Raw genomic sequence first — 12257 nt, forward strand, 5'->3', positions numbered from 1 at the left:
TTTCGTGAGTGAGCCATGGACCCGATCAAGAAAGCCCTTTGGTGCATCGAAAGCCGCTTCGCCTCCGAGCTCTCGCTCGACGAGATCGCGGAGGTCAGCGGCGTCTCTCGCTTCCATCTGAGCCGCGCCTTCGGCGTGGCGACCGGCCGCTCGGTGATGCGCTATGTGCGCGAGCGCCGGCTTTCGGAAGCGGCGCGACAGCTCGCCGATGGGGCGCCCGACATCCTCCAGGTCGCGCTCGACTGGGGCTATGGCTCTCACGAGGCCTTCACCCGCGCCTTCCGCGAGCAGTTCGGCATCACGCCGGACGAACTGCGCTCGAGGCGCGATCTGTCATCTCTTGCTCTCGTGGAGCCTCTGTCTATGCACGCTGCAAACCGCACTCCCCTCGCCGAGCCCCGTATCGTCACTGGTACCCCCTTGCTGATCGCCGGCTTCAACGGTCATTTCTCGGTCGACAACACGCAAGGCATTCCGCTGCTCTGGCAGAGAATCGCCCCGCATTTCGGCCATATCCCCGGCCAGACGGGCTATGTCGCCTATGGCGCGAGCTACAACTGCGACGATGTCGGCGCCTTCGATTATATTGCCGGCGCGGAGGTCTCGTCCTTCAGCGACCTGCCCGACGAGTTCGCCCGGCTGAGCGTGCCGGAGCAACTCTGTGCCGTGTTCGAGCACAGCGGCCACATCACCGGCATCAAGCAGACCTATGAGGCGATCTGGCGCGACTGGCTGCCGAAATCGGGCCGGGAGCCGGCGATGGGCGTCACGCTCGAACGCATGGACCAGCGCTTCGACGGCGCCAGCGGCAACGGCATCGTCGAGATCTGGGTGCCGCTGAAAGGCTGAGTTACTTCGCCCCGTCCGACAATGGCTCGCCAGGCTGGATCAGCCCAGCCGACATGATCAGCTTGGCGCCGTCCTCGACGGAGATCGACAATTCGACTATCTCGCGCCGCGGCAGATAGAAGAAGAACCCGGTGGTCGGATTCGGCGTGCAGGGCAGGAAGACGCCGATCTGCTCGTCGCCGTCAGGCAGTCTGCCGGCGATCTCCGGCGCCGCCTCCTGGGCGATGAAGACGATCGACCACATGCCCGGCTGCGGAAACTGCACCATGCCGACCGTCCGGAACGAGGTGCCGGACTGCGAGAAGATCGTCTCGAAGATCTGTTTCACGCCCTTGTAGAGGCCGCGCACCACCGGCATCCGGTTGAGGAGCGATTCGCCGGCGCCGATCAGGGTGCGCCCGACCAGGTTCGCGGCAAAAAAGCCGATCACCGTCAGGCCGATCAGGGCGATGATCAGGCCGAAGCCGGGCAGCGGGAACGGCAGATGGTTTTCGGGCCAGAACTGGGCCGGCACCAGCGGTTTCACCATGCCGTCGACCAGGTTGATGAACCACCAGGTCACCGAGGCGGTGATGGCGAGCGGCGCTGCCAGCACGAGACCGGTCAGGAAATAGCGCCTGAGCCTGGTCCCGAAGGTTGGCCGCAGCAGATCAGGCTGGACGACGAGGCGCGGATCGGGCGTGCGGGCAGTCATAGGCGATCCGGGTCTCCGTCGCTCTTGCGGCCTGACCATATTGCGCCGCACTATCGAACGATAGCCGAGCGCCAGCCGCTGACTAGCCCCCGATTCGTCGATAGGCCTCGTGTCCGAACCGTCCAGATCTCAACGCCGCTGGCATCGGCCGCTCTATCTTGCGGCCGGCTGGCTCTGCGTACTGCTCGGAATAATCGGGCTGATCCTGCCCGTGATGCCCGGCACCGTCTTCCTGATCGCGGCGGCCTGGTGCTTCTCGCGCTCCTCGCCGCGGTTCGAAACCTGGCTGGTCAATCACCCCCGGCTCGGCCCGCAGGTCGTGCGCTGGCGGGAAACCGGCGCGATTGCCCGCAGGACGAAATATCTCGCCTGCGGCTCGATGCTGCTGAGCTTCGTCATCGTAGCGGCGACCGATGCGCCGCCGATCGCGCTCTGGCTGAGCGGCGCCGGCCTGATCGCCGCCGGCACCTATGTCGCAAGCCGGCCGGAGCCGGACTAGAACCGGGTAGAGATCACTCGACGGTGACCGACTTCGCCAGATTGCGCGGCTGGTCGACGTCCTTGCCCATGAAGACGGCCGTCTGATAGGCGATCATCTGGATCGGCACCGCATAGACGATCGGCGCGAACAGCGGATCCATCTCCGGCATGATGATCGTCGCCTCCGGCACGACCCCGGCTTCGGCCGCTCCCTTGGCGTCGGTGATCAGGATGATCCGGCCGCCGCGTGCCGCGACCTCCTGCATGTTCGAGGCCGTCTTCTCGAAGAGCGCATCGTGCGGGGCGATGACGATGACCGGCATGTCCTCGTCGATCAGCGCGATCGGGCCGTGCTTGAGCTCGCCGGCCGGATAACCTTCGGCGTGGATATAGCTGATTTCCTTGAGCTTCAGCGCGCCTTCCAGCGCCAGCGGGAAGGCGGTGCCGCGGCCGAGATAGAGCACGTCGCGCGCCCTGGAGAGCTTGCGGGCGAGCTTCTCGATCTCGGACTCCAGCGTCAGCGCCTGCGCCATCAGGCCGGGCAGCGCGATCAGTTCCTGGACGTAAGCCGCTTCCTGCTCGGCCGTGAGCGTGCCGCGGGCGCGGGCGGCGGCGATGGCGAGGCCAGCGAGCGCCGTCAGCTGGCAGGTGAAGGCCTTGGTCGAGGCGACACCGATCTCGGGGCCGGCCAGCGTCGGGGCGACGACATCGCTCTCGCGCGCGATCGTCGAGGTCGGCACGTTGACCACCGACATGATGTGCTGGCCTTCCTGGCGGGCATAGCGCAGGCAGGCGAGCGTGTCGGCGGTCTCGCCCGATTGCGAGACGAAGAGCGCGAGCCCGTTCGCCGGCAGCGGCGCCTCGCGATAGCGGAACTCCGAGGCCACATCGATCTCGACCGGCAGGCGGGCGAGCTTCTCGAACCAGTATTTGGCGGTGAGACCGGCGTAGTAAGCTGTGCCGCAGGCCGAGACGGACAGGCGCGACAGGCTCTTCCAGTCGAACGGCGTCTCGAAAGGCAGCCGCGTCACGCCATTCGCCATGTCGATATAATGCGTCAGCGTGTGGCCGACCACTTCCGGCTGCTCGTAGATCTCCTTGGCCATGAAGTGGTGGTGATTGCCCTTCTCGACCAGGAAGGCACCGGCCGCGACGCGCTGGGCGCGGCGCTCGACCTGGCTGCCGTCGGCGTCGTAGAAGGTCGCGCCCTTGCGGTTCAGCACCACCCAGTCGCCCTCGTCGAGATAGACGATCAGATTGGTGAAAGGCGCCAAGGCCAGCGCATCCGAACCGAGATACATCTCGCCGTCACCGATGCCGACTGCGAGCGGCGAGCCCTTGCGGGCGCCAATCAGCAGGTCTTCCTGTCCCTCGAACAGGAAGGCGAGCGCGAAAGCGCCACGCAGATGCGGCAGCGACGCTCCGACCGCCGCGATCGGGTCCTTGCCGCGATCGAGCTCGCGGGTGACGAGATGGGCAATGACCTCTGTATCGGTTTCGCTGGCGAAAACGTGGCCGTCGGCCTCGAGCTCGGCCTTGAGCTCGCGGAAGTTCTCGATGATGCCGTTGTGGACGACCGCGAGCTTCTCCGTGGCGTGCGGATGGGCATTGCTCTCGGTCGGCTTGCCATGCGTCGCCCAGCGGGTATGGCCGATGCCGATCAAGCCATCGAGCGGCTCGTTGGAGAGGCGCACTTCGAGATTCTTGAGCTTGCCCTCGGCGCGGCGGCGGCTGAGCCGGCCGCCTTCGAGGGTCGCGACGCCGGCTGAATCATAGCCGCGATATTCGAGCCGCCGCAACGCCTCGACGACCTGGCCGGCGACGGCCTGCTTGCCGAGAATGCCCACGATCCCGCACATGGATATGCCTCATCTGTTGATATCGATGCGGATCGCAATAAGCCGCGAGCCGGCAAATGCGAAATCACGTTGAATATCGAACTGTGAACGAAATGCCTTGCAAATCGCTTATTGTCGGGCCTTTCGGGCCTGCGCTGCAGCCCTGAAGGCCGAAGCCCAGCCCTCGCGCTCCATCTGCCGGCCGCGCGCGATGGCGAGCGCATCCGGCTTGACGTCGCGGGTGATGACCGAGCCCGAGCCGACATAGGCACCCGCCCCGATCGTCACCGGCGCGACCAGCGCGGAGTTGGAACCGACGAAGGCGCCCTCGCCGATGATCGTCTTAGACTTGACGAAGCCGTCATAATTGCAGGTGATCGTGCCGGCGCCGATATTGGCGTTCGCGCCGATCTCGGCATCGCCGATATAGGTCAGGTGGTTGACCTTGGCGCCCTCGCCGATCGCCGCCGCCTTGATCTCGACGAAGTTGCCGACCCTGGCGCCCTTCGCCAGTTCGGCACCCGGGCGCAGGCGCGCATAGGGGCCGATCGAGGCGCTTGGGCCGACGCTCGCCCCCTCGAGATGCGAGAAGGCGTGGATGACGGCATTGTCCGCGACCTTGACGCCGGGGCCGAAGACGACGTTGGGCTCGATCAGGACATCGCGGCCGATCACAGTGTCATGGCTGAAGAACACGGTTTCGGGCGCGATTAGCGTGGCGCCGGCCAGCATCGCCTCAAGCCGCTTGCGGCGCTGGAAGTCGGCCTCGACGGCCGCGAGCTGGACCCGATCGTTGACCCCCTGCACCTCGGCCTCGGGCGCAACCCTTGCGACCGTCTTCAAGCCTTGCGCTCGCGCCACTGCAACGGCGTCGGTCAGGTAATATTCGTTCTGCGCATTGGCGCAGCCGATCGCGTCGAGGATGGCGAGCGCCTTGTGGCCATTGAGCGCCATCAGCCCGGCATTGCACAGGGTGATCCTGCGCGTCGCCTCGTCGGCATCCTTGTGTTCGACGATGGCGTGCAGCGCACCTTCCTGGGTGACGAAACGACCATAGCCGGCTGGATCTTTCGCCTCGAAGCCCAGCGCCGCAACGCCGACACCGCCATGCAACGCCTTGCGCAGGTCGGCGAAGGTCTCGGGACGCACCAGCGGCGTATCCGCAAACGCCACCAGCACATCGTCGTGCTTGCCCGCCAGGCTCTCACGGGCCGCCAGCACCGCATGCGCTGTGCCCTTGCGCTCGCTCTGAATGAAGACCGCGGCGTGCGGAGCATGCTTCCTGACCTCGGCCGCCACATCGGGACGATCGGGCCCGATAACCACCGCGAGCGCATCGGCGCCGGCGGTCGTCACTGCTGCCAGGACATGGCTTAGCAGCGAGCGGCCAGCCACCTCGTGTAGCACCTTCGGCCGTGCCGATTTCATCCGGGTCCCCTCGCCCGCGGCCAGCACGATGGCAAGACAGGTCCGGGCGGGCTGCATTTCCGTCATGATCGTCCTGTCACATGCTCGTTAACGAGGAAGCGCGGCCACGACCGGCCGTCGTCGCGGGGGCAGGCGAATGCCGCCCGGCGTTGGATAGCCGATAGCGAGCGGATTTGGCAAAGCCCAGCGGACGAAGCGCCCAGATGCCGGCCTCTGACGAGCCATTCGGCACGGCTTCGTTTTCAGCATGGCATTCCTGCATGCAAGGCGCTCCTTTTTTCGCCTTTGGCCTTGCACTGCGCTTTTCAGCCCCGCGCGAAATGCTCTAGAAGCGCAAGTCGGCAGAGCTTTGCCGGCCCAAGTTGGATATCATGTCGAAATCCTTGAATCGCCGTCGATTTTTGAGCCTCGCAGCGACCGGCGCCATCGCGCAGCGGTTTGCCGTCGGCACTGCGGCGGCGCAGGCCCCGACGGCATGGGCCGGGCTGGTGCAATCGGTTATCGCCGAAGGACAACGCTTCGATCCCGCACTCGTCGTCGAAGCGGCGCGCGTGCTCTCGCGCCGGCCGATGGTGCCATTGGTCGCCACCGACCTGCCGGAGGGCTACGCCACCCTGCCCTACGACCAGTATGTCGGCATCAGGGCGCAGCCTTCGGGCATGATCTGGGCCGGCGAGAATCGCGGCTTCACCGTCGAGCCGCTGCACCGCGGCTATGTCTTCTCGTCGCCGGTCAGCCTGTTCACCGTCGAGGACGAGATCGTCCGGCGCGTCGCCTTCGATCCCAGCAAGTTCAACTATGGCCGCGTGGCGCCCCCGCCTGCGGGCGCAGACCTCCAATTTTCGGGCTTCCGCGTTTCGGCAGGGCTGGAGCGTCCCTATGAGCTGGCGCTGTTCCAGGGCGCGACCTTCTTCCGCTCGCTGGCGCGCGGCCAGAATTTCGGGGCCGTGGCTCGCGCCCTGATTCTGCGACCCGGCGAGACGCGCGGCGAGGAAATCCCTTTCTTCCGCGCCTACTGGATCGAGCGGCCGAGCGCCGCCGCCGGTATGCTGATCATCCACGCGCTGCTCGATTCCGAGAGCGTCACCGGCGCAGTCCGCATGACGCTGCGCCCGGGCGACGTGACCTTCATCGATGTCGAGATGACCCTGTTCGCCCGTGCCAATCTCGACCATGTCGGCTTCGGCTGCGTGATGGGCACCTATCTCTCCGGGCCGCAGAGCCGGCGCGGCTTCGATGATCTGCGCCCGGCGGTCCACGAGGTCTCCGGCGTGCAGATGCTCACCGGCAACGGCGAATGGATCTACCGACCGGTCAGCAACCCGGCCAATCTGCAGGTCTCGTCCTTCCAGGATTCCAATCCGCGCGGCTTCGGTCTGGTCCAGCGCGAGCGCGATCCCAATGCCTTCGTCGACGACGACCAGCGCTTCGAACTCAGGCCGAGCGTCTGGATGGAGCCGCTTGGCGACTGGGGACCGGGCTCGGTCCAGTTGATCGAAATCCCCAGCGAATCCGAGCTCAACGACAACATCATCAGCTACTGGCGCCCGCGCCAGCCGATCGCCGCCGGCAGCGAGACGACGATCGCCTATCGGCAGGCCTGGTGCTGGCAGCCGCCCGAGCGCCCGCCGCTCGCCACCGCGACGCGCATCCGGCAAGGCCGGGGCTCGCAGGCGCGCCGACGCCGCTTCCTCGTCGACTTCACCGGTGACAGGCTTGGCGATGCTGCCCTCGTCGCCGCCATCCGCGCCAATGTTACGGCAACGCCGGGCTCGATCCAGAACCTGCGGCTCTGGCCCTATCCGGAACGACGCACCATGCGCGTCGCCTTCGAGGTCGATCCCGGCAGCGAGACGCTCTCGGAACTGCGCCTCGTGCTCGACGCCGGCGGCCAGCCGGTTTCGGAAACCCTGCTCAATCGGTGGACCTGGTGACTGTGGACGTAGCTGCCCGCCCGGCCGAGATCGAGGTCGCGACCGGCTATCCCGCCCCGGTCGAGGCGACGCCGCCCGAGAACCGGCTGGAGATGCCGGTGCAGTCCTTCCGCAGCTGGAACGCCTCCGAGGGGCGCAAGCCGGCTGTACCACAGGCCTGGCAGACGCCCTGGCTCGCCCGGATCTTCGTCTTCGGCGGCGCCTGGGCGCTGACCGCCTACGGCGCCTGGGAGATGTACCATGTCGTGTCGGTCAGCCGCACGACCTTCCTGCAGTACGTGCTGCTCGTCCTCTTCACCGTGAACTTCTCATGGATCGCGCTCGCCTTCACCAGCGCGATCCTCGGCTTCTGCGCCCTGCTCTTCAGGCTGGTGAAGAGCCCCCGCGCCGAGACGCTGACGCAAAAGACCGTCGTGGTCATGCCGATCTACAACGAATCGACGGCACGGACCTTTGCGGCCGTGGCGGCAATCCGCGAGTCGATCGAGGCGACGGGACTGGGCGCCCATTTCGACTATTTCATCGTCTCCGACACCACCAACCCCGACATCTGGGTGGCGGAGGAACGCGCCTTCCTGGCCCTGCGCCAGCGGCTTGGACCGGATGCGCGCATCTATTATCGCCACCGGCCGAAGAACCATCACCGCAAGGCCGGCAACATCGCCGACTTCGTCACGCGCTGGGGCGGACATTACCCCCATATGGTCGTGCTCGACGCCGACAGCCTGATGACCGGCACCTGCATCGTGCGCCTCGCCGCGGCGATGGAGGCCGACCCCGACGCCGGCATCATCCAGTCGCTGCCGTTGATCATCAACCGCAACACCTTCTTCGCGCGCCTGCAGCAGTTCGCGGCGCGGGTCTACGGCCCGGTGATCGCGACGGGCCTGGCGATCTGGTCCGGCCGCGACGGCAACTACTGGGGCCACAACGCGATCATCAGGACGAAGGCCTTCGCCGATCATTGCGGCCTGCCCGATCTCAAGGGCAAGCCGCCCTTCGGCGGCCACGTCCTCAGCCACGATTTTGTCGAGGCAGCGCTGATCCGGCGCGCCGGCTGGTCGGTCTACATGCTGCCCGACCTGACGGGCTCCTATGAGGAGAGCCCGCCTTCGCTGATCGACATCGCCACCCGCGACCGGCGCTGGTGCCAGGGCAATCTGCAACATTCGCGCATCATCGGCGCCAAGGGCCTGAAGCTCTCGACCCGCCAGCATTTCGCCACCGGCATGATGGCCTATCTCGCCTCGCCCTTCTGGCTGATGCAGCTGGTGGTCGGCATTTTGATCGTGCTGCAGGTCAATTACGCCAGGCCGGAATATTTCACCGAGGAGTTCCGGCTCTTCCCGGTCTGGCCGCGCTTCGACCCCGAACGCGCGCTCAACCTGTTCGGGCTGACCATGGCGATCCTCCTGGCGCCGAAGCTGTTCGGCCTCCTGCTGACGCTGTTCGACGGCAAGCTCAGGCGCGCCTGCGGCGGCGGTATCCGGCTCGTCCTTTCGGCCCTGCTGGAGATCCTGTTCTCGGCCTTCTTCGCGCCGATCATGATGGTGATCCAGTCCGGCTCGGTCTTCCAGATCCTGGTCGGCCGCGACACCGGCTGGAATCCGCAGCGCCGCGACGACGGCTCGATCCCGCTCAACGACATCATTCGCAGGCACCGCGCCCATACCCTGCTCGGACTCGTCGCCGGCCTGTCGGCCTTCATGATCGCGACCTCGCTCTTCGCCTGGATGTCGCCGACGATCGTCGGCCTGCTGCTGGCGATCCCGCTCTCCTGGGCCTCGGGCAACCTCGCGCTCGGCCTCTGGCTGAAGCGGCGCGGGCTCTTGCTGACGCCGGAGGAAGGCGATCCGCCGGCGATCGCCGTGCGGGCCAACGCGCTCCAGGCCGAGTTCTCGCAGGCCGGCTTCGACGATGCCGACGGGCTTGCGACCCTGCACGCCGATCCGATGCTGCGCGCGAACCATGAGGCCATGCTGCCGCAGGTCCAGTCGCGCCGGCGCGGCGAGATCGAGCCGGACCGCGCCGTGGCGCAGGCCAAGCTGATCGATGCCGAGACGATCGCCGACGCGATGATCTGGCTAAAGCCGAAGGAACGCATGGTCGTCCTGCACGACCGCGCCTTGCTCGGCCTGCTGGCCAACCTGCCCGAAGGGCCGGCCCGTGCGGGCGCCGAGCCCAGAGCGAGCTGAGCGAAGGGTCAGCCGCGCTCGAAGATGATGGCGCAGCCGAAGGCCGCACTCCCCGGAACGACGAAGCGGGCGCCCTCCTGGCGGTGAGCGATGCCGCGCTCCAAGAGCCGCTGCCGCAGAGGTTCGAAATCCGGCACCGTGACCGCAAAGCCGGCGAAATGAGCCTGTTGCCGACGGCTCTCGCCATCAAGCACGGTCTCGGCGGCCCCGGGAGTCAGCACCTCCAGCCGTCCACGCGGCAGCGGCAGGCGCAAGCCCCCCTCCGGCGTCGCGAAGCTCTCGGCGCCGGAGAAGGCGCTGAGGAAAGCCGTTTGCGCGGCAGGCTCCTGCGCCACCAGGAACACGGCGGAAAGCCCGCTCGCGCCGTTCTCGTGCTGCTGGAAAGCCGGGTTCCAGAAGTTCTGCGGCTCGTGCTGCTGGCAGACGAAGAAGCCGCACTCGGGCGCCGTCCGATTCTCGGCAAAGGCGAGCGAAAAGGCGACGCGGACCTCGCTGCCATCCGGCCGGCGCGCCTGCCGTTCGAAGAAGAAGGGCTCGAAGTCGCCAATGCCGGCGCTGCGAAAGCTCTCTGCATCACCAGCCGAATCGCGGCTCTCCAGCACCAGCATCGACATCCCCTCGCCCTGCGCCAGCACGTCGCGCACGAAGGCGCCGAAGGAGAACTGCCGCGGTGCATGCGGCGGAATCAGTGTCGCGTCGCCGACGGTGATCAGTTCCAGGAAAGCGCCGGGAAACTGGACGATCCGGTTCTCGGTTCCCCAGGGATGGCGATTGCGTGCGCCGACACGGAAGCCGAGATCGGCGTAGAAGGCTCCGGCCGCATCGAGATCGGCGACGCCGATGACGAGATGGTCGAGGCCGCGTGGTTCGGAGGTCGTCGTCATTGTGATCTCATCCTGAGGGTCATCCCGGACAAGCCGCGATAGCGGCACCGATCCGGGATCCATGCCTGAACCGTTCCGGAATGGGTCCCGGGTCTCCGCTGCGCTCCGCCCGGGACGACTGGGACGACTGGGAGCTTCCCAGAGGGTCAAGGCTCGATGAAATGCGGCACGAAGCGCGAGGTGTTCTTGGTGATCGGAGTCGTATCCTCCCGGATGCCGAGCCCGCAAGGCTGCGAAGCCACCAGCCAGGAGCCGAGCACCGGATAGTTGCCGTCGAAGTTCGGCAGCATCGCGGTCGCCTGCAGAATGAAGCCCTCGGCGCCATAGGGCCCATCATCGCTGTCGCGCACCGTACCGCCCTCGATGAGCGTCACATTGGCGCCCTCCCGCGAATAGAGCGGTTTGCGGACGTAGTTCGCGCCCAGCTCCGCGCAGCGCGGATCGTCCTCGAAATAGGCAGGCAGGAGGTTGGGATGGCCGGGCGCCATCTCCCAGAGATAGGGCAGCAGCCCCTTGCTGGAGACGAGCGCCTTCCAGGGCGGCTCGACGAACTGGCAGCGCGAGCCGGCAAGCGCCGAGGCGTACTGCTCGCGGAACAGCCACTCCCAGGGATAGAGCTTGAACAGCATCTCGATCGGCAGGCTGGCGCCGTCGCAGAAGCGCCCGTCGGCGAGCAGGCCCATCTCCTCGATGAAGGTGAAACGGGCGTCGATTCCGGCCTGGCCGGCACAATCCATCAGATAGTCGACCGTGCCCTTGTCCTCGACGCTGCCCTGCACGCAGGTGAAGTGCATGCGCTCCGGTTTCGGACTGCGCAGCTGGCCGAAGGCGGCGATCAGGCGCTCGTGCAGCGAGTTGAACTGGTCGCAGCCGCGCGAGATCGGGCCCTGCGCCATCGCCTGCTCGAGCCAGTCCCATTGCACCACGGCCGCCTCGAACAGCGAGGTCGGCGTGTCGGCGTTGTACTCAAGCAGCTTTGCGGGCCCCTTGCCGTCATAGGCGAGGTCGAGCCGGCCATAGAGATTGCGATCGCCGCGCTGCCAGCTGTCGCGGATCAGGCTCCATTGTGGCTCCGGGATCGCGAGCCGGCGCAGGATGGCCTCGTCCTTCAGGGCACGCTCGACAAAGGCGAAGCACAGGCCTTCGATCTCGCTGGTCGGAGCCTCGATGTCTTCCTCGATCTCCTTCAGCGAGAAGGCATAGGCGACGCTCTCGTCCCAATAGATCTCGCCGTCGAGCGTGTGATAGGCGAAGCCGAGACGCTCGGCCTCGCCCTGCCAGTTCTTGCGTGGTGATGGGCGAAGGCGCTGCATCGGTCAGGACGACGACGAGGAGGAGAAGGAGCGCGAGGTCGAGCCGAAGCCGCCGCGGGATGCGACGCTCGGCGTGCTCGCCATGCCGGTCGAGGAGATGTTGCGCGCGACCATCGCCTGGCCGGAGGTGGTCGTATAGGCGCGCGAGCGGCTGCTGCTGCCGCCATAATAGCCGCCACTCGACGAAGAGGATGACGAGGACGAGCTCCGGGCGGGCTGCTCGCATTCGGGACGCCCGGAGCCGGGCTGGCGCGTACCTGGCGGACAGGCCGCGCTGGTCGGCGGCAGCAATGGCTGCGCCGCGCCGCCGCCCGACATGAACTGCCGCGCCAGCATGATCCCCGCCAAGGCCGGGATGAAGACCTGGGCATTGTTCCAGACCGCGCTCTGGCAACCGCTGGCCCCGTATTCCTGCTCGCAGGAAGCACTGCTGGTGAACTTCTTGGCATCGCGCAGATGGTTGGCGGAGGCCTCGTTGAAGCGCTGCTCGCACTGGCTGGAGCCGAGCAGGTTGGCTGCCCGGCACTCGGCGAGATTGCTGTAGACCAGCGAATCATCGGTCTCGCCGCCGGAGAGCGACCAGTAGGTCGCGACAAGCACCACGCCTGCCGCGGCGAGCCCGATCTGGGTCGAGCGCTTCAT

Annotated in this window: 10 protein-coding genes; 4 read left to right on the plus strand and 6 right to left on the minus strand. The window is 66.8% G+C overall.

Features of this window, described 5'->3' with window-relative positions; translation table 11 throughout:
* Positions 1 to 15: 15 nt before the first annotated feature.
* Positions 16 to 849, plus strand: coding sequence for an AraC family transcriptional regulator (locus CXY91_RS08850; RefSeq protein ID WP_100960462.1), 834 nt, complete (start codon positions 16 to 18; stop codon positions 847 to 849).
* A 1-nt stretch (position 850) separates the two neighbouring features.
* Here the strand turns inward: CXY91_RS08850 and CXY91_RS08855 are convergent, their stop codons facing one another.
* Entirely contained in the window at positions 851 to 1543 is a 693-nt protein-coding gene (locus CXY91_RS08855) for a DUF502 domain-containing protein (protein WP_100960464.1), read from the minus strand.
* A 109-nt stretch (positions 1544 to 1652) separates the two neighbouring features.
* On the opposite strand from CXY91_RS08855, the gene CXY91_RS08860 reads away from it, so the two are divergent.
* A complete protein-coding gene (locus CXY91_RS08860; RefSeq protein WP_100960466.1) occupies positions 1653 to 2042 on the plus strand; it encodes a YbaN family protein in 390 nt (129 codons plus the stop codon).
* 13 nt (positions 2043 to 2055) lie between these two features.
* On the opposite strand, the gene glmS is transcribed toward CXY91_RS08860, so the two are convergent.
* Positions 2056 to 3882: a glutamine--fructose-6-phosphate transaminase (isomerizing) gene (gene glmS / locus CXY91_RS08865; protein ID WP_100960468.1), complete on the minus strand. Its 1827-nt coding sequence runs from the start codon at positions 3880 to 3882 to the stop codon at positions 2056 to 2058.
* Positions 3883 to 3990: 108 nt separating this feature from the next.
* Entirely contained in the window at positions 3991 to 5346 is a 1356-nt protein-coding gene (gene glmU, locus CXY91_RS08870; protein ID WP_100960470.1) for a bifunctional UDP-N-acetylglucosamine diphosphorylase/glucosamine-1-phosphate N-acetyltransferase GlmU, read from the minus strand.
* A gap of 314 nt (positions 5347 to 5660) precedes the next feature.
* Here glmU and CXY91_RS08875 point away from each other — a divergent pair, with 314 nt between their 5' ends.
* Together CXY91_RS08875 and mdoH are read left to right on the plus strand one after the other, a co-directional pair.
* Positions 5661 to 7223 carry an OpgD/OpgG family glucan biosynthesis protein gene (locus tag CXY91_RS08875; protein WP_199777380.1) on the plus strand — a complete coding sequence of 521 codons (1563 nt, stop codon included), beginning with the start codon at positions 5661 to 5663 and terminating at the stop codon, positions 7221 to 7223.
* A 92-nt stretch (positions 7224 to 7315) separates the two neighbouring features.
* Positions 7316 to 9418: a glucans biosynthesis glucosyltransferase MdoH gene (mdoH, locus tag CXY91_RS08880; protein ID WP_248307418.1), complete on the plus strand. Its 2103-nt coding sequence runs from the start codon at positions 7316 to 7318 to the stop codon at positions 9416 to 9418.
* Positions 9419 to 9426: 8 nt separating this feature from the next.
* On the opposite strand, the gene CXY91_RS08885 is transcribed toward mdoH, so the two are convergent.
* The 3 genes from CXY91_RS08885 to CXY91_RS08895 all read right to left on the minus strand — a co-directional run bounded on the left by CXY91_RS08885 (position 9427) and on the right by CXY91_RS08895 (position 12257).
* Positions 9427 to 10302, minus strand: a complete 876-nt coding sequence (locus tag CXY91_RS08885; protein ID WP_248307406.1) for a VOC family protein — start codon at positions 10300 to 10302, stop codon at positions 9427 to 9429.
* Between the two features lie 146 nt (positions 10303 to 10448).
* Positions 10449 to 11615 (minus strand): glutathionylspermidine synthase family protein, encoded by a 1167-nt coding sequence (locus CXY91_RS08890; RefSeq protein ID WP_100960475.1) that lies wholly within the window; start codon positions 11613 to 11615, stop codon positions 10449 to 10451.
* A 3-nt stretch (positions 11616 to 11618) separates the two neighbouring features.
* Entirely contained in the window at positions 11619 to 12257 is a 639-nt protein-coding gene (locus CXY91_RS08895; protein WP_091828800.1) for a DUF1190 domain-containing protein, read from the minus strand.

The sequence above is a fragment of the Allobosea sp. FBZP-16 genome (assembly GCF_002831785.1).
In the GTDB taxonomy this organism is placed as follows: Bacteria; Pseudomonadota; Alphaproteobacteria; order Rhizobiales; family Beijerinckiaceae; genus Allobosea; species Allobosea lupini.

Coding starts and splice junctions, on each gene's coding strand:
- CXY91_RS08850 (WP_100960462.1), top strand. CDS start 16: ATGGACCCGATCAAGAAAGCCCTTTGGTGCATCGAAAGCCGCTTCGCC.
- CXY91_RS08855 (WP_100960464.1), bottom strand. CDS start 1,543: ATGACTGCCCGCACGCCCGATCCGCGCCTCGTCGTCCAGCCTGATCTG.
- glmS (WP_100960468.1), bottom strand. CDS start 3,882: ATGTGCGGGATCGTGGGCATTCTCGGCAAGCAGGCCGTCGCCGGCCAG.
- glmU (WP_100960470.1), bottom strand. CDS start 5,346: ATGCAGCCCGCCCGGACCTGTCTTGCCATCGTGCTGGCCGCGGGCGAG.
- CXY91_RS08875 (WP_199777380.1), top strand. CDS start 5,661: ATGTCGAAATCCTTGAATCGCCGTCGATTTTTGAGCCTCGCAGCGACC.
- mdoH (WP_248307418.1), top strand. CDS start 7,316: ATGCCGGTGCAGTCCTTCCGCAGCTGGAACGCCTCCGAGGGGCGCAAG.
- CXY91_RS08885 (WP_248307406.1), bottom strand. CDS start 10,302: ATGACGACGACCTCCGAACCACGCGGCCTCGACCATCTCGTCATCGGC.
- CXY91_RS08890 (WP_100960475.1), bottom strand. CDS start 11,615: ATGCAGCGCCTTCGCCCATCACCACGCAAGAACTGGCAGGGCGAGGCC.
- CXY91_RS08895 (WP_091828800.1), bottom strand. CDS start 12,257: ATGAAGCGCTCGACCCAGATCGGGCTCGCCGCGGCAGGCGTGGTGCTT.